This is a genomic window from Mycolicibacterium alvei (assembly GCF_010727325.1).
GTDB lineage: Bacteria > Actinomycetota > Actinomycetes > Mycobacteriales > Mycobacteriaceae > Mycobacterium > Mycobacterium alvei.
In genome coordinates this window covers 3150593-3166867 of record NZ_AP022565.1, presented here as the reverse complement: position 1 = coordinate 3166867, position 16275 = coordinate 3150593, and the positions used below count along the sequence as shown (strand labels likewise).

Annotated in this window: 15 protein-coding genes, 1 tRNA gene and 1 pseudogene; 13 read left to right on the top strand and 4 right to left on the bottom strand. The window is 67.5% G+C overall.

Annotation, left to right across the window (positions count from 1 at the left end):
• Window positions 1-818: 818 nt before the first annotated feature.
• The 4 genes from G6N44_RS15190 to G6N44_RS15175 are packed head-to-tail and all read left to right on the top strand — an operon-like array spanning window position 819 to window position 3507.
• A complete protein-coding gene (locus G6N44_RS15190; RefSeq protein ID WP_163665303.1) occupies window positions 819-1076 on the top strand; it encodes a hypothetical protein in 258 nt (85 codons plus the stop codon).
• The gene (locus G6N44_RS15185) at window positions 1073-1756 is read left to right on the top strand and encodes a recombinase family protein (RefSeq protein ID WP_308213838.1); all 684 of its coding nucleotides are present in this window, start codon (window positions 1073-1075) and stop codon (window positions 1754-1756) included. The genes G6N44_RS15190 and G6N44_RS15185 overlap by 4 nt, the downstream gene beginning before the upstream one ends.
• A complete protein-coding gene (locus G6N44_RS15180) occupies window positions 1753-2076 on the top strand; it encodes a helix-turn-helix domain-containing protein (protein ID WP_163665301.1) in 324 nt (107 codons plus the stop codon). The genes G6N44_RS15185 and G6N44_RS15180 overlap by 4 nt, the downstream gene beginning before the upstream one ends.
• Complete coding sequence (locus G6N44_RS15175) at window positions 2077-3507, top strand: tyrosine-type recombinase/integrase (RefSeq protein ID WP_163665300.1); 1431 nt, start codon at window positions 2077-2079, stop codon at window positions 3505-3507.
• Between the two features lie 58 nt (window positions 3508-3565).
• On the opposite strand, the pseudogene G6N44_RS29885 reads toward G6N44_RS15175, so the two are convergent.
• A pseudogene (locus G6N44_RS29885) lies at window positions 3566-3745 on the bottom strand (hypothetical protein); the annotation flags it as partial.
• On the opposite strand from G6N44_RS29885, the gene G6N44_RS15170 reads away from it, so the two are divergent.
• Entirely contained in the window at window positions 3730-4488 is a 759-nt protein-coding gene (locus G6N44_RS15170; RefSeq protein WP_235682739.1) for an SPW repeat domain-containing protein, read from the top strand. The pseudogene G6N44_RS29885 and the gene G6N44_RS15170 sit on opposite strands and share 16 nt — an antisense overlap.
• Window positions 4489-4780: 292 nt before the next feature.
• Here the strand turns inward: G6N44_RS15170 and G6N44_RS15165 are convergent.
• A tRNA-Gly gene (locus G6N44_RS15165) sits at window positions 4781-4854 on the bottom strand.
• 386 nt (window positions 4855-5240) lie between these two features.
• On the opposite strand from G6N44_RS15165, the gene G6N44_RS15160 reads away from it, so the two are divergent.
• The 8 genes from G6N44_RS15160 (at window position 5241) to G6N44_RS15125 (ending at window position 13678) form a co-directional block, all read left to right on the top strand.
• Window positions 5241-5909 (top strand): DUF7159 family protein, encoded by a 669-nt coding sequence (locus G6N44_RS15160; protein ID WP_163665299.1) that lies wholly within the window; start codon window positions 5241-5243, stop codon window positions 5907-5909.
• Window positions 5910-5925: 16 nt separating this feature from the next.
• Window positions 5926-6498 carry a dCTP deaminase gene (gene dcd, locus G6N44_RS15155; protein ID WP_163665298.1) on the top strand — a complete coding sequence of 191 codons (573 nt, stop codon included), beginning with the start codon at window positions 5926-5928 and terminating at the stop codon, window positions 6496-6498.
• 194 nt (window positions 6499-6692) lie between these two features.
• A complete protein-coding gene (locus tag G6N44_RS15150; protein WP_163665297.1) occupies window positions 6693-8024 on the top strand; it encodes an ammonium transporter in 1332 nt (443 codons plus the stop codon).
• Window positions 8025-8244: 220 nt separating this feature from the next.
• On the top strand, window positions 8245-9774 hold the full coding sequence (locus tag G6N44_RS15145; protein WP_163665296.1) for a DUF7159 family protein: 1530 nt from the start codon (window positions 8245-8247) through the stop codon (window positions 9772-9774).
• A 76-nt stretch (window positions 9775-9850) separates the two neighbouring features.
• Entirely contained in the window at window positions 9851-11182 is a 1332-nt protein-coding gene (locus G6N44_RS15140; RefSeq protein ID WP_163665295.1) for a UDP-glucose dehydrogenase family protein, read from the top strand.
• A gap of 38 nt (window positions 11183-11220) precedes the next feature.
• On the top strand, window positions 11221-12537 hold the full coding sequence (locus G6N44_RS15135; protein WP_170309401.1) for a cytochrome P450: 1317 nt from the start codon (window positions 11221-11223) through the stop codon (window positions 12535-12537).
• A gap of 1 nt (window position 12538) precedes the next feature.
• The gene (locus tag G6N44_RS15130; RefSeq protein ID WP_163665294.1) at window positions 12539-13291 is read left to right on the top strand and encodes a maleylpyruvate isomerase family mycothiol-dependent enzyme; all 753 of its coding nucleotides are present in this window, start codon (window positions 12539-12541) and stop codon (window positions 13289-13291) included.
• Window positions 13292-13309: 18 nt separating this feature from the next.
• Complete coding sequence (locus G6N44_RS15125) at window positions 13310-13678, top strand: nuclear transport factor 2 family protein (RefSeq protein ID WP_163665292.1); 369 nt, start codon at window positions 13310-13312, stop codon at window positions 13676-13678.
• Window positions 13679-13686: 8 nt separating this feature from the next.
• Here G6N44_RS15125 and G6N44_RS15120 read toward each other — a convergent pair whose 3' ends face one another.
• Together G6N44_RS15120 and G6N44_RS15115 are read right to left on the bottom strand one after the other, a co-directional pair.
• Entirely contained in the window at window positions 13687-14916 is a 1230-nt protein-coding gene (locus G6N44_RS15120; protein WP_163665290.1) for a YibE/F family protein, read from the bottom strand.
• A gap of 40 nt (window positions 14917-14956) precedes the next feature.
• Window positions 14957-16246 carry a pyridoxal phosphate-dependent aminotransferase gene (locus G6N44_RS15115; protein WP_163665288.1) on the bottom strand — a complete coding sequence of 430 codons (1290 nt, stop codon included), beginning with the start codon at window positions 16244-16246 and terminating at the stop codon, window positions 14957-14959.
• Between the last annotated feature and the right edge of the window lie 29 nt (window positions 16247-16275).

Here is a 16275-nt window from a genome sequence, read left to right as displayed (position 1 = left end):
TGAGGAGGAACCGATGAATGTATTCACCCCGCTGGAACCGCCGTATTGGTGGCGGCCCCAGAAGCGAACCCGCCGTGGGCATCCCACGCGACCGCGACGAAACCCGCGTGGTGAACCGAGACCGCCAGAAGCCGCCTGGCGTCCGGGAATGCGTTGACGTGACCGATAAGTGCTAGGACAAAGAATATGGCTGAGAAACAGCCTTGGGCTGCCACAAATGCACCCACCTACGCGGAGCGCATGGCCACACAGCACCCGCGACTTTGCAAGGCACACCGGGCAAGTGATGGCGAGCCATGCGGCGCTTTTGCGATCCGCGGCGGGTCTGTGTGTGCCGTCCACGGCGGGCGGGCACCTCAAGTACGGCGAAAGGCACAGCAACGCTTGGAGTTTGCAAAGGACATGATGCTCGTGCGCGCCTTCAGGGGCATACCTGAGCCACAGGCACCGCCTATGCCCCGGTGCAAGCCCGCGCCGAAGCCCCCGCCCCGCCGAGCCACACGGCCCGCTGGCCCCGCCGGGTCACCCGCCCCAGCAGCGCCGGTAGACCCACCCCGGCGGGCAGCTCCTGTGGACGAGGGCCATGCGGGCGCGCCGGGCGTACCCGAGTGGGCCGAACCGCCCCCGCGCACCGCTACGGGCCAGTTAGTCACAGAAGAGGACGCGCTAGCCGCCGTAGCCCGCGCCAACCGACGTGCAGGAGTTCGCAGACGGAAGCAAAAGCGCAGGTGAAGCGGCAGACGCGCATGTGGTACTGGCGTACCGTTTCGGGGCGTAAGGCGGTTACGACCGTTTCCGCCCCGACGAGAGGAACCGACGTGGAGAACATCCGCTATCCCGCCGACTGGCTCACCAAGGGTGGGCCGCCATTCGAGTCGATGGGCCTGCGCCAGCTGCCGGGACCGCTAACCGATTACGCGGCGCTGACGCTCGTCCGCGACCACGGCGTGTGGATATTTGTTGCAGGCGAAAACAATACGATGCTCGGCACGACCGACGAGCTAGATGATGTTGTCCAGTACGTCGGCACGTACGCGTGGCACGTCGAGCACGCCGAGCGACAGGGCGACGCATGAACGCGGCAGCCAAGGCGCGGGGCGCGTTGATGTTCGGATATGCGCGTGTCAGCACCGAAGAACAAGCCGAGAAGCGCAACGGGTTGGAGGCACAGCGCACGACTATCGACGCCGAAGCCGAGCGCCGGGGCTGGACCGTGGAGCACCACACAGACGCGGCCGTCACCGGCAAGATGATCGGGCCGCAGCTGCGGGAAGTGTTGGAACTGTTGGCGTCCGGGCAAGGCGACGGCCTTGTGGTGGCGAAGCTCGACAGGCTATCGCGGTCGATAGTCAACGCCGCCAACATAATCGAAGCCGCCACCACGCAAGGTTGGTCGCTAGTCGTGTTGGACCTCGGCGTGGACCTGACGACTGCGGCGGGCCGCATGGTGGCGATGAACCTGGTCAACTTCGCACAGTACGAGCGCGAGTTGATATCAGAGCGCACGCGGGCCGGTCTCGCCGCGAAGCGGGCACGTGGTGAGCGGTTGGGCCGTCCGCGACTGGCGAAGCCGGGAGTGGTTCGACGAATCGTGTTGGACCGCGACGCCGGTCTGAGCTTCACTAAGATCGCATCCGCCTTGGAAGCCGAGGGCATCCTGTCGCCTGCAGGGCGACCGAACTGGCAGGCCTCCACTGTGCGGCGCATCTACGCGAGCGCCACCGCCGCAACAGAAGCCGAGCAGGCCAGCGCATGAGGCCGCTAATCCGCCGCACACCGGACGGGCGCAAGGTCGCCGTGCCGAGCACACCCCGGCAGCCCGTGCCGCAACCGCCCGAGCAGTCCACGAACGGCCACGACGGCGGGCCGGAACAGACGACCCCGCAGGGCCGCGAGCGACGGGTGAAGCTGGACCCCGACGACGTGCGGGCGATCCGCGCCGATTACGCGGCGGGCCGGTGGGACCAGGCCGACCTCGCCTACATCTACGGCGTCACCCAATCCACCATCAGCGCCGCGATCAGCGGCAAGACCTGGCGAGACGTCACCGACACACCGAGAGAACAGGATTCATAAATGGCCCGAGTACAGAAGCGCGTAACCACCAAGGGCGCAACAACCTACGTGGCGAAGTGGCGGGAACCGGATGGGCGCGACCGCTCTAAGGGCGGGTTCACGACCAAGAAGGCCGCCAGCGACTACGCGAAGAACGCCGAGAGCGCGGCAGCGCAGGGACTGCTGTTCGACCCGGCCAAGGGCAAGTTGCTGTTCCGCGACGCGGCGGCGATCTGGTTGGAGTCCCGCAAAGCCGACACCCGCAACAACGCCGAGAACCACCGCTACGCGCTCGCCCCTGCCGCAACTCGTCGCGGCGACGGCAAGACGCTCGGCATTGACGCGGTGTTCGGCGGCTACCCGCTGAACAGGATCACCCGCGAGTACATTCAGGCGTGGGTCAACCGGCTCACCGAGGCGGGCAAGAAGCCGTCGACCGTGCGGCACGCGTTCTGGACGGTGCGAATGGTGTTGGAGCAGGCGGTGGTCGATGCCCGGCTGGCGAAGAACCCCGCCGATTACGTCAAGCTACCCACGGAGCGCAGCACCAAGGGCAACAAGCCCGGTGTGGTCGATGACCCGGCGCAGTTCCTCACGGCGCAGCAAGTTTCAGCACTCTTTGACGCCACGCCTTGGCCGTACAACGTGTTGGTGCATGTTGCGGCGTGGGGCGGGTTGCGGGCGGCAGAGCTCGGCGGGCTGACCGTGGGGAACGTCGAACTGCCGGACCCACCGCTGAACCCGAACGCCCCGGCGAAGCCAGGAGTACTGCGGGTAACGCAGGCGGTCCGGCACAACGGCACGGTGGTCGAGTACGGCCCGCTCAAGACGGACCAAAGCTATCGGCGGGTGCCACTGACGCCCGAGACGACGGCGCTGCTGCGGGACTACCTCGCGCAGCACCCGCGCCGCGACGAGCCGACCGCGCCGCTGTGGCCAGCTATGGTGCTGAGCCGCCCCCGGCCTAGCGGAGTCCGCGCCGACGCCGCCGACCCGCGAGCGGCCAAGCCGGGTGTGGAAGGTGCCCCGCTGAGCGCGACCGCGAAAGCCCGCGCACGACGGCAGGCCGACGCCTTGGCCAAGTTATCGGTGGAGGACGCCGAGGCGCGGTTGCTGCTCGACTGGACGCAGCCGCTACGGCACGCGACGTTCTACAAAGCCATCTACCGGCCCGCTGTGCTCCGTGCCAACCGGACGACTGGCGCGACGGTGCTGCCGCCTGAACTCAAGTTCCACGCGCTCCGCCATACCTACGCGAGCCTGTGCGTCGCGGCGGGGATCAAACCGGACAAGCTCAGCGGGCGGATGGGGCACGCCAACGTGCGGACGACGCTGGACGTGTACGTGCACCTGTTCCCCGATGACGACGCGACCGAAGACATGGCCGCGCTGGGCGCGTTGGCCACGCCGAAGCCGACCTACCGCGGAAATGTTGTGCCGCTGCACGGTTAGACGCCGCCCCGCGCTCGCGGAAAGTAGTGCCCGCCCGTTTGAGTAGTCCGCGCACGCGTGTGATTCCGTAACCAGTCTCGGCGACATTCTGACGGATGCTTTCCCCTGCCTCGTAGCGGATGCGGAGTTCTTTGCCGTCGGCGACGTGCCTGGCCGCGAGCACGGCGAGAGGTACCCGTAAATGCCCTAGAGTTCTGATGACAAAGGTGTTAAGTGTTAGTTGTGAATTCGAAGACATGGATCGGCTGGGTAGCAGTAGCCATCGGCATCTGCGCTGTGGTGTCGGCGTTCGCGTTCAGTTCGACTCAGGTTGGGGAGGGATTCGCCTTCGGCTTCGGCGCATTCATCGCCTTCTTCGGGGCGCTGTCCGTCCTCGCCCACAACCGGACCCCCGATCACTGGGGCTTGGTCGTCGTCGGCCTGGCCATGTTCACCGTTCCGTTCATTGGCAACGCCTACAGCTACGACCGGGGGGCCTCCTGGACGTGCTGGGTCGCCGGGAGCTTCGCCATAATTCTCGGTGGCATCGCCTGGACGCACGATAGGACGCCGACCGAGTACGGCATCACCGAGTTGGGAGACAGCCAACGGCTGCGACACCCCTGGAGTTACTGGATCGGGCGGCTCGCGTTGATCATCGGTCTCGCCAGCGTGCTTCTGGGTATCGAGTTCCACTCGACGGCAGCCGGGACCGCAGTCACCATCGGTCTGGGCGGGATGATCGCCGTGGTCGCCGTCTGGTCGCTGCTCGCCTCCGAGCCCACCCACAACTTCCTGACGCTCGCCATCACGGGATTCGCACTATTCTTGTCGCCCTGGGTGGCGGCGTTCACCGGGGACAAACTCGCATGGACGGCCTGGGTGGCTGGTGCCCTCGCCACCGCGCTTGGCGTGGCAGGCTACCTGCGAGATGAGCGCCTAGACTTCGCAACCGCCGTCCGCGACGATTCGGCTGAGCGGTACCGCAGACGATACCGCTGACGCTGCGCTGGAAAACGTCCTACTTACCTTCATCTAAGAAGTTGTCGGCGGCGTTGGTGCCGGTCGCTACGCTTTTGCAGCATGCCGCGACCTAAGCAGGTCTACAAGATGACGTACCCGAACGGGATGATCTATGTCGGCATGGGCCTCACCGGATCGATTACCTATTTCGGGAGCCACGCTGGGAAGCTACCAGCCGTCACCCGCGCCGAGGCCAGGCAACTCGGGGTACGGGCGGGGTACTGGCTCAACAGCCGGGCCGACAACCCAGGGCTGAATGCCCTGTTCAACCTGGAGCCGGTGACGGGAATCGAACCCGCGTTCTCAGCTTGGGAAGCTGATGTTCTGCCATTGAACTACATCGGCGTGGTGCTGACGAAGGATAGCAACCCGGCCCCGGTGGTGGGTCAGGCGGGCGGATATCGCCTCGGTGAGTCTAAGAAATTGACGCCGGCTTGCCGGACGGGTGATGGCCGGTTCCCGGCGAAGCGTGCCGACGCGGCCGAATCCACGCTGCCCAGGGCGGATCCGGAGCCTGGGCCGGCCCGGCGAAATTCATGACCCCAGAACATGATTGCCGTTCACACGCGACCCTGAGAGTCACGTAAAACCTCGGGCCGTCGTTCTCAGGCGCCCGGCCTACCGTCGGTTGTCGTGGGCTCCATCCGGTGCTGAATGGAGCGAGCAGGCCCGCCGGTCGGGCCGAACCAACCGAGGGGTTTGGACCCATGGACGTTGTTATCGGTATTGCCATGACCTCGCGCGATGCCCGACTCCTCCTGGTGGAGGGCAGCCACGGCGACGGCGCGGTGATCGACCACGACTCGTTCGACGCGGACACCGTCGTCAACGCCGTGCTCGACACCCACGCCGACGCGCCCGCGAACGGATACACCGCGACCCGCGTCGCGCTGACCTGGACTGATGAGGTGGCCACTGACGCGAAGCTGGTGCTCGGCGCCCTCGAGGAGCAGGGCATCGCCGCCGTGGTGGTGGTCTCCGAAGCGGACGCGGAAACCCTTGTTGGGGAAGGAAATTCAGTGACAGCGCGGCCCGTCGCACCCGGCGATGACGAGGCCCTGCTGCTGGCGCGTGGTGCGCTGCTGGCCAGTGCCGACATTCGGGATGAGGCGACGGCGCCGAAGCGCGACCCGCTGATGCGCACCTTGGCCATGATCGTGACGACGGCGGTCCTGATCGTGGCGGGTTCGGCGTTCCTGGCGATCACCGTCCATCGAAACGACGACAGCCCGCCGTCGCAGGCGTCGACCTCGGCTCAACACAGTGCACCGGCCCCACCGCCGGTCCACACCGTCGTGCGCAAGGTGGTCCCGCTGGCCGGGCGGGCGGCTCAGAGGTCCCTGGCGGCGCCCTATGCCGACACCGTTCTGCCGCCGTCGACGGGGGTGGTCCGTCGCTAACCGATACGCTCGTCGGGTGCTGCTCTCCGATAGGGACATCCGGGCCGAGATCGCCGCGAAACGCCTGGCCATCGAGCCGTTCGACGACACCCTGGTCCAGCCGTCGAGCGTCGACGTCCGCCTGGACACCCTGTTCCGGGTGTTCAACAACACCCGTTACACCCATATCGACCCGGCCAAACAGCAGGATGAGCTGACCACCCTGGTCGAACCCGCCGAGGGCGAGCCGTTCGTGCTGCACCCCGGTGAGTTCGTGCTCGGCTCTACGCTCGAGGTGTGCACGCTGCCCGATGACCTGGCCGGACGCCTGGAAGGTAAGTCCTCGCTGGGCCGCCTCGGATTGTTGACGCACTCGACGGCCGGGTTCATCGACCCGGGCTTCTCCGGACACATCACCCTGGAGCTCTCGAACGTCGCGAACCTGCCGATCACGTTGTGGCCGGGCATGAAGATCGGCCAGCTGTGCCTGCTGCGGCTGACCAGCCCGGCCGAGCATCCGTACGGCAGCGACAAGGTCGGCTCGAAGTACCAGGGCCAGCGTGGCCCGACGCCGTCGCGCTCGCATTTGAACTTCATCAAGTCGTCGTAAGCCGCCCCGAGTGGCCACTTGTGACACGCGGACCAGTGATTCGCGTGTCACAAGTGGCCGCTGGGCGCGACTGGCAGGGCCTGGCCCGGTGAACTTTCAGTAACCGCACGGCAACACGAAACACGGCTGAAACACGCTCGCCCCGCGGCTGAAACGCGCGCCGGACATTCTCGTCGAGACCGAAGGAGTCCGACGTGCCCGAAATCGATCCGGCCGCCACGGCCTGGCTGCTGGCCAGCACCGCGTTGGTCCTGCTGATGACCCCCGGCCTGGCCATCTTCTACGGCGGCATGGTGCGCACCACCGGCGTGCTCAACATGATCATGATGAGCTTCATCTCGATCCCGCTGGTCACGGTGGCCTGGCTGCTGGTCGGCTACACCCTGGCGTTCTCCGAGGATGCGGGTGGCGGTCTGATCGGCGGTCTGCAGCACTTCGGCATGCTGGGCATCACGCCCGGCACCGTCCACGGCGCGGTACCCGAACTGCTGTTCGCGACATTCCAGCTGACCTTCGCGATCATCACTGCCGCCCTGGTCAGCGGGGCCATCGCGGACCGCGCGAAGTTCGCCGCCTGGATGCTGTTCGTCCCGGTCTGGGCCGTCGCGGTGTACGCCGTCGTCGCGCACTGGGTCTGGGGGCCCGGTGGCTGGCTGGCCGGCCTCGGCGTCCTCGACTACGCCGGCGGCCTCGTCGTCGAGATCGTCTCCGGCTCGTCGGCCCTGGCGCTGGCCCTGGTGCTGGGGCCTCGCATCGGCTTCAAACAGGACGCGATGCGCCCGCACAACCTGCCCTTCGTGCTGCTCGGCGTCGGCCTGCTGTGGTTCGGCTGGTTCGGCTTCAACGCGGGCTCGGCGATGGCCGCCAACGGCACCGCCGCCGCGATCTTCCTCAACACCCTGGTGGCCGGCTGCCTCGGCATGCTCGGCTGGCTGACCGTCGAGCAGGTCCGCGACGGCAAGCCGACCACCTTCGGCGCGGCCTCCGGTGTGGTGGCCGGCCTGGTGGCGATCACCCCGTCGTGCGGCACGGTCAACACGCTCGGCGCGGTCGTGGTGGGCCTGGCCGCCGGCGTGGTGTGTTCCTTTGCAATCGGCCTGAAGTTCCGGTTCGGGTATGACGACTCGCTCGACGTCGTGGGCGTGCACTTCGTCGGCGGTGTGGTCGGTGTGCTGCTGATCGGATTCCTGGCCACCGAGGTGATGACCCAGGGCCCGCAGGGTCTCTTCTACGGCGGCGGGCTGACCCAGCTGGGCAAGCAGCTGCTGGGCGCCATCGTGGTGGCGGCCTACGCCTTCACCATGTCCTACCTGCTGGCCAAGGCCATCGACCGGTTCATGGGATTCCGGCTCAGCCCCGAGGACGAGACCACCGGCGTCGATTTCACCCAGCACGCCGAGTCCGCCTACGCCGAGGGCGTACACGGGCACCTGCCGCAGCGCCGTCCCGGATTGTTCGGGCAGCTGGGCCAGCCCGGGGGCCTGATGCCGCGCCCGGATCCGGCCGAAGAAGACAGTGCGGGATGATCCGGGCGGCGTTATTTGTCGTAATGCCGAGTAGGGTCTGACTAACCGGCGCCGGCGCGCAGCATGCCGTCGCGGTCCGACCGGAATCTGAGTGCGTTGGCTGATGCGCAGGGTGTAACGATCGACCTCGCTACACCGAAAAAGGTTCTAGTTGTCGGTTCGTGCGGAATGTGTGCGCAATGGCGACAAAGGCAGTGCAGCAAACACATTGGAGGGCTCGGTGGACATCGTACTGGGTGTGGCGATGGCACCTACGACAGTCCGCATGGTACTGGTCGAAGGGGAGAAGGCCGACGGGGTCACCGTCGATCACGACGTCTTCGACGTCACGGCCGGTGATGATTCGGCAACCACTTCTGCGTCCGATCAGGTGGTCGCCGCCATCCTCGGAACCCAGGAGAGCGCCACCGCGGGCGGGCACCATCTGAAGTCGATCGGCGTCACCTGGACCGACCACTCGGACGCCGCCGCGCTGCGCGACACACTGTCTGCGCACGGCATCGACGACGTCATGCTGGTCTCCGAAGGTCATGCCGCCGCGGCACTGGCCCAGGCGGTCGGTCGCGCGGTCGGTTACGACACCACCGCATTGCTGTTCATCGATCGTGACACCGCGACGTTGTCCGTGGTGAAGACCGACGACGGTTCCGTGGTGAAGGTGTTGGCCCAGTCGTTGCACAGTGCCGACGCGATGGCCGTCCTCACCGACATGGCCGCAGCGGTCGAAGCGTCCGACTCCGCGCCCGACGGCATGTTCGTCCTGGGCGCCGGGGTGGACGTCGCCTCGGTGAAGGCGCATCTGGAGAACCTGGTGTCGCTGCCGGTCAGTGCCCCCGACGAGCCGGAGATGGCGCTGGCCCGCGGCGCCGCGCTGGCCTCGGCCCATGCGCCCGCGTTCGAGGCGACGACCGTCGGTCTGGCCTATTCGCAGGATCCCGACGGCAGCACCGCGGGCAGCGCCTACGCGCTGGCCGGTCTGGCCACCGAGATGGCCCCGTTGGGTGACGCGCCGGTCGACGGCGTGGAGCTCGTCGGCGACGAGATGCCGATGGAAGAGGAGCGCAAACCGTTCCTGCTCGTCGGTTCCGCATTGACCTCGGTCTTCGTGGTTGGCGTTGTGGCACTGGTTATTTCGCTTGCGGTGAATATCCGGCCGACGGTCGATCAACGCCCCGCGCCGGCGCAGGGTGCCGTGGCACCCAGCGCCCCGGCCAAGCTCCCCGCCCCGGCGCCGCCGCCGGCAGCGCTGGTACCGCCGCCACCGGCTCCGCCGCCGGAGACCATCAAGGCTCCGATCCCGGTGGTGCAGGAGGCCCCGGCGCCCGCACCGCAGGCGCCGCCGCGCACCGTCTACGTCGAGCAACCCGCCGCGGTCCCGCCGCCGGCGCCCGAGGCCCCGGCCCCGGCCCCGGTACCCGAGGCTCCGGTGCCCGCTCCGCCCCCCATCGCGCCGCCGCCGGCGCCGTACATCCCGCCGCTGGTCGTGCTACCGCCTGCGCCACGGCTGCCGAACATCTTCCGGCCCCAGTGGGATCCGCCGCAGCGTCAGTGGGATCCGCCGCGGCGCCAGTGGGATCCGCCGTCCCGCCATGAACGCGAGGCCCCGCAGTGGCCGGGCCAGGGTTCGGATGACTGGAACCCCGGCCGTTCGGGTCGCGGGTCCGACGATTGGAACCCCGGCCGTTCCGGTGGTTCGCACCGCGGTGGCGACGGCGGAACGCTGTGGCCCTTCCCGTTCGGTGGGCACTGAAAACCGTCACCTGACGTTGGCCTGCCGCTCAGTGTCACGTAGCAACTAGCTCATCCTGGCCGCCTATCCAGGCAGTATGCGATGCACCGTATTCGGTACCGGTTATCTGGGCGCGACACATGCCGCGGGGATGGCAGAGCTCGGCCACGAGGTGATCGGGGTCGACATCGACCCGGGCAAGGTCGCCAAACTCGCCGCGGGCGACATCCCGTTCTACGAGCCCGGCCTGCGCAAGGTGCTGAACGACAACCTGTCTGCCGGGCGGTTGCGGTTCACCACCGACTATGACGAGGCCGCCGACTTCGCCGATGTGCACTTCCTCGGCGTCGGCACCCCGCAGAAGAAGGGCGACTACGGCGCCGACCTGCGCCACGTGCACGCCGTCATCGACACCCTGGTGCCACGGCTTCGGCGGTCCGCGGTGATCGTCGGCAAGTCGACGGTTCCGGTCGGCACCGCCGGCGACCTGGCCGAGCGGGCCCGCGGACTCGCGCCTGCCGACGTCGACGTCGAGGTGGCCTGGAACCCGGAGTTCCTGCGGGAAGGCTACGCCGTGCACGACACCCTGCATCCGGATCGCATCGTGCTTGGGGTGCAGCACGATTCGACTCGGGCCGAGGCCGCGGTGCGCGAACTCTACGCGCCGTTGATCGACGACGGGGTGCCGTTCCTGGTCACCGACCTGCAGACCGCCGAGCTGGTCAAGGTGTCGGCCAACGCGTTCCTGGCGACCAAGATCTCGTTCATCAACGCGATCTCCGAGGTGTGTGAAGCCGCCGGCGCCGACGTCACCCTGCTGGCCGACGCGCTGGGCTACGACCCACGCATCGGACGGCGATTCCTCAACGCGGGCTTGGGTTTCGGTGGTGGCTGCCTGCCCAAGGACATCCGGGCGTTCATGGCCCGGGCCGGTGAGCTCGGTGCCAACCACGCGCTGACCTTCCTGCGTGAGGTCGACAGCATCAACATGCGTCGTCGCACCGCGATGGTGGAACTGACCACCCGGGCCTGCGGCGGATCCCTGCTCGGCGCCAACATCGCCGTCCTCGGCGCGGCATTCAAACCCGAGTCCGACGACGTGCGCGACTCGCCGGCCCTCAACGTCGCCGGCATGCTGCAGTTGAACGGGGCCGCGGTCAACGTGTACGACCCCAAGGCGATGGACAACTCGCAACGAGTGTTCCCCACCCTGAACTACTCCACCTCCGTCGTCGAAGCCTGCGATCGGGCCGATGCGGTGCTGGTGCTCACCGAGTGGGCCGAGTTCGTCGACCTGAATCCGGCCGAGCTGGCCGACACGGTGCGCGTCAAAGTCGTTGTGGACGGCCGCAATTGCCTGGATGCGCAGCGGTGGCGGGAAGCCGGATGGCGGGTCTACGCGCTGGGACGCCCCGTCGCCACTGTTTGACGCTTGTAGAACAATTTGTACGGCCGTAGGCTCGGGCCATGCGGGAACGAATCCGGTGGATGGCCCTGCACGGGGTGGTTCGGGGCATCTCTGCGTACGGCGTGCGTCGCGGGGATCCGCAGGCCCGGTTGATCGCGGACCCGGCGGTGCGGGCCGACCCGGCGCCCTTCGCCGACGAGATGCGCCGTCGTGGACCGATCGTGCGCGGCCGCGCGATCTTGATGACCTTCCACCACGACGTGGCCACCGACCTGCTGCGCTCTGACGACTTCCGGGTGTCGCGGCTCGGCGGCAACCTGCCGCGTCCGCTGCGCTGGGTGGCCGACAAGACCGACACCGGAATGCTGCATCCGCTGTTGCCGCCGTCCCTGCTGGCGGTGGAACCACCCGATCACACCCGCTACCGCAAGCTGGTCTCCTCGGTCTTCACCACGCGCGCGGTGGCCCGGTTGCGGGAACGGGTGAAGGAGACCGCCGACGAACTGCTGGACTCGATGGACGGCGACGCCGGGGTGGTCAACATCGTGGACCGGTACTGCGCGCAGTTGCCCGTCGCGGTGATCAGCGACATCCTCGGCGTCCCCGACGCCGACCGCTCCCAGGTCCTGCGCTTCGGCGAACTCGGCGCACCGAGTCTCGACATCGGGCTGAGCTGGCAGCAGTACCAACAGGTGAACTCCGGCATCCACGGATTCGAGACCTGGCTGACTCATCACCTGCGCCAACTGCGGCGCAACCCCGGTGATGACCTGCTCAGCCAGATCATCGCGGCCTCCGAGGCGGGAGCCGCCGGAGAACCGCTCGACGAGGCGGAACTGCGGGCGCTGGCCGGGCTGGTGCTGGCGGCCGGATTCGAGACCACGGTCAACCTGCTGGGCAACGGTATTCGGATGCTGCTCGACCATCCCGAACACCTGCAGACCCTCTCGGCCCGCCCCGAGCTGTGGCCGAACACGGTGGAGGAGATCCTGCGACTGGACTCACCGGTGCTGATGAGCGCGCGGGTGGCCCTGCGCGACACCGAGGTGGCGGGCACCGCGGTGCAGGCCGGGGAGCTCGTCATCGTGCATCTCGCCGGCGCCAACCGCGACCCCGCGGTGTTCACCGACCCACACCGCTTCGACATCGAACGGGACAACGCCGGCCGGCACCTGTCGTTCTCCGGTGGCCGACACTTCTGCCTGGGGGCGGCCCTGGCCAGGGCCGAGGGACAGGTGGGCCTGCAGACCTTCTTCGACCGGTTTCCCGATGTGCGGGCCGCCGGTGAAGGCAACCGGCGGGACACCCGGATCCTGCGCGGCTGGTCGTCTCTTCCGATAACGCTCGAAAAGGCACGCACAGCGGTAGGTTCGTGATGTGGACTTCCGCGCCGCTCTGCTCGACCAGACCCGGAGCTTCGGGGAGCTGATCGCCTCCAGCGATCCCGAGACGCCGGTGCCGACCTGCCCGGACTGGACGCTCAAGCAACTGTTCCGCCATGTCGGGCGCGGAAACCGTTGGGCGGCACAGATTATCTCCGAGCGCCGGGTCTCACCGCTCGATCCGCGCGAGGTTCACGAAGGGAAGCCGCCCGACGATCCCGACGCCGCGATCGAATGGCTCAACGCGGGTGCGGCCCAGGTCCTCAAGTCGGCAGACCAGATCGGCACCGACGCCAGGGTGTGGACGTTCCTGGGCCCCAAGCCCGAGGGTTGGTGGATCCGCCGACGCGTCCACGAGGTGGCGGTACACCACATCGACGCCGCGCTGGCCGTGGGATCCGAGTTCGTCCTCCCGGCCGATCTCGCCGCCGACGCCGTCAGTGAATGGCTCGCGATCGCCACCGGCATGGCCAACAAGCGGCACCATGAACCGCTCGCATTCGGCAGCAGCATCCACCTGCACGCGACCGACGACGGTCTGGGGCCGACGGGGGAGTGGACGATCGAGCACGACGAGGACGGGCTCGGGTGGTCGCACAGTCACGGCAAGGGCACCGTCGCGCTGAAGGGGCCGGCCCAGAAACTGCTGATGGCGGTCACGCGCCGGGGTACGGCCGCCGACCTCGGGCTGGAAGTGTTCGGCGACACCGCGACCTGGGACACCTGGCTCGACCGCACACCGTTCTGAGTAGCGTACGTTTCGTTCATGACCACATCCGAGATCGCCACGGTCCTGGCCTGGCATGACGCGCTCAACGAGGACGACGTCGAGACCCTGATCGCGCTGTCCAGCGATGACATCGAGGTGGGCGATGCCAACGGTGCCGCGCAGGGGCACGCCGCCCTGCGGAATTGGGCAGAGTCCGGCGGGGACACCGTGACGCCCGGGCGGATGTTCGTGCACGACGGCGTGGTCGTCGTCGAACAGACCATCATGGCCGGCGACGGGAGTACCCGCACCGGGGCGGCAGCGTTCCGGGTGGTGCACGACCACGTCACGTCGGCGTTCCGGCATGACACCCTGGCCGCCGCGCTGGCCGCCACCGAGCTCACCGAAAAGGACCTCGTGGGCTGAGGCGCAGGCTATTTCGTCCCGGTGGTGGGCGTGGCGAGCACCGCGGCGATGCCCGTCGTCAACGGGACGGACAGCGCCAGGGCGATACCGCCTACCGCGGAGCGGGCGATCTCGATCGCCACGCTCTCGCCGGTCAGCACGTCACCCAGTGACCGGTTGGCCACGCTGAACAACAGCAGCAGCGGCAGGGCACTGCCGGCATAGGCCAGCACCAGGGTGTAGACCGTGCTGGCGATGTGGTCACTGCCCACCCGCATGGCACCGGCGAAGATCGCGCGCCGACTCCCGCCGTGTTCGGCCAGCTCGAATACCGCTGAGGCCTGGGTGATGGTGACGTCGTTGAGCACACCGAGGGAGCCGATGATGAACCCCGCCAACAGCAGGCCGGTGATCGACACGTTGCCCATGTAGGCCGCGACCTCGTTGTTCTGGTCTTCGGACAATCCCGTCAGGTGGGCCAATTCGATTGCCGCCCAGGACAATATCGCGGCGAGCAACAACGATGTCAGGGTGCCCAGGAGGGCCGCGCTGGTGCGCAGGCTGACACCGTGTGCCAGATAGATCACCGCGTAGAGAATCGCCGCCGAGGCTACCAGTGACACCGGAACCGCCGGGGCGCCGTCGCGCAGCGCCGGTAGCAGGAAGATCATCAACACCGCGAAGGCCACCACGATGCCGACGATCGCACGCAGGCCGCGCCAGCGCGCCACCGCCACGATCACGACCGCGAACACCACGGCGAGCGCGACCAACGGCCAGGTGCGCTCGAAGTCGAAGAACGCATAGCTCGTCGTCCCGGCCTGGTCCACTTGGCGGCTCACCCGAATGCTGTCTCCGGCAGCAAGGTTCGGTTGTCCGGGCCCGGTGGTGAACTCCAGCAGGGTCTTGGCGCCCGCGTTGGGGCCGGAATCGATGGCCACCAGGTTCTGCACGCAGGTGCCGCCACCCGGTTCGGCCGGTTTCGGTGCGGCCGTCAACACGCCCCCGGCCGACGGGCTGCCGCAGTCAGCCAGCGTGCTGGAGGTGACGTGCCCGGCCTCGGTGGTGACGGCCCCGCCCGCGGCGTTCTGGAACGGCAGCGGGATGTCCACCTTCTGGTGGCTCGGCCACAGCATGGCGGCGCCGATGAGCATCGCGACGCCGATCGCCACCAACAGGCCGACGACGATGCGGGCAGCCAGCGGACTCAACGGAGACGAACCGGCCAACGAATGGGAGTGGGAATGCGAGTGCGCCACCCGGACAGCCTAGAGCGGTCGGCTGTCCGGTTCCTGGTGCCTACTGGCGGTAGCCGGCCAGGAAGTTGCCCAACCGCTCGATCGCCTGGGCCAGGTCCCGCGCCCACGGCAGCGTGACGATGCGCAGGTGATCCGGTGTGGGCCAGTTGAATCCGGTGCCCTGGGTCAGCAGGATCTTCTCCTGCAACAGCAGATCGAGCACCAGTTGCTCGTCGTCGTGGATGTCGTGGACCTCGGGATCCAGGCGGGGGAACGCATACAGCGCACCGGCGGGTTTCACACAGGACACCCCGGGGATCTCGTTGAGCTTGTTCCAGGCCATGTCACGCTGCTCGAGCAGCCGGCCACCGGGCAATACCAGGTCATCGATGCTCTGATGGCCACCCAATGCGACCTGAATCGCATGCTGGGCAGGCACATTCGGGCACAGCCGCATGTTCGACAGCAGGCTGATGCCCTCGATGAAGCTGCTCGCGTGCTCCTTGGGGCCGGTGATGACGAGCCAGCCGGAGCGGTAACCCGCCACCCGGTAGGCCTTGGACAATCCGTTGAACGTCAGGGTCAGCAGATCCGGCGCCAGCGTGGCCAGGGAGATGTGCTTGGCGTCGTCGTAGAGGATCTTGTCGTAGATCTCGTCGGCGAGCAGCATCAGCTGATGCTTGCGGGCCAGTTCGACGATCTGCTCCAGGGTTTCGCGGCTGTACACCGCACCCGTGGGGTTGTTCGGGTTGATCACCACGAGCGCCTTGGTGCGCTCGGTGATCTTCGACTCGATGTCGGCGACATCGGGATTCCAGCCCTGGGTCTCGTCGCACATGTAGTGCACCGGGGTGCCACCCGCCAACGCGGTCGAGGCCGTCCACAGCGGGTAATCCGGGGCCGGGATGAGCACCTGGTCGCCGTTGTCGAGCAGGGCCTGCAGGGTCATCGTGATGAGCTCGGAGACCCCGTTGCCCAGGTAGACGTCTTCGATGTCGAACTTGGGAAATCCCTCGACCAGTTCGTACCGGGTGAACACCGCGCGGCGGGCGCTGGCGATGCCTTTGGAGTCGGAATAGCCCTGCGCGTACGGAAGGGCCTGGATCATGTCGCGCATGATCACGTCGGGTGCTTCGAAGCCGAACGGCGCGGGGTTGCCGATGTTCAGCTTGAGGATGCGGTGACCTTCAGCTTCCAGCCGTGAGGCGTGTTCGTGTACCGGTCCGCGGATTTCGTACAGGACATCCTGCAGCTTCGTGGACTGGGCGAACGTACGCGGCTTCGGGTGCTGACCGGTCTGCCACGGCAACTGATGGGTAGTCACGTTCACCATGGTCTCACCACCGTCCACTGATTTTGGAATTTGCCGATCTGCAAAGT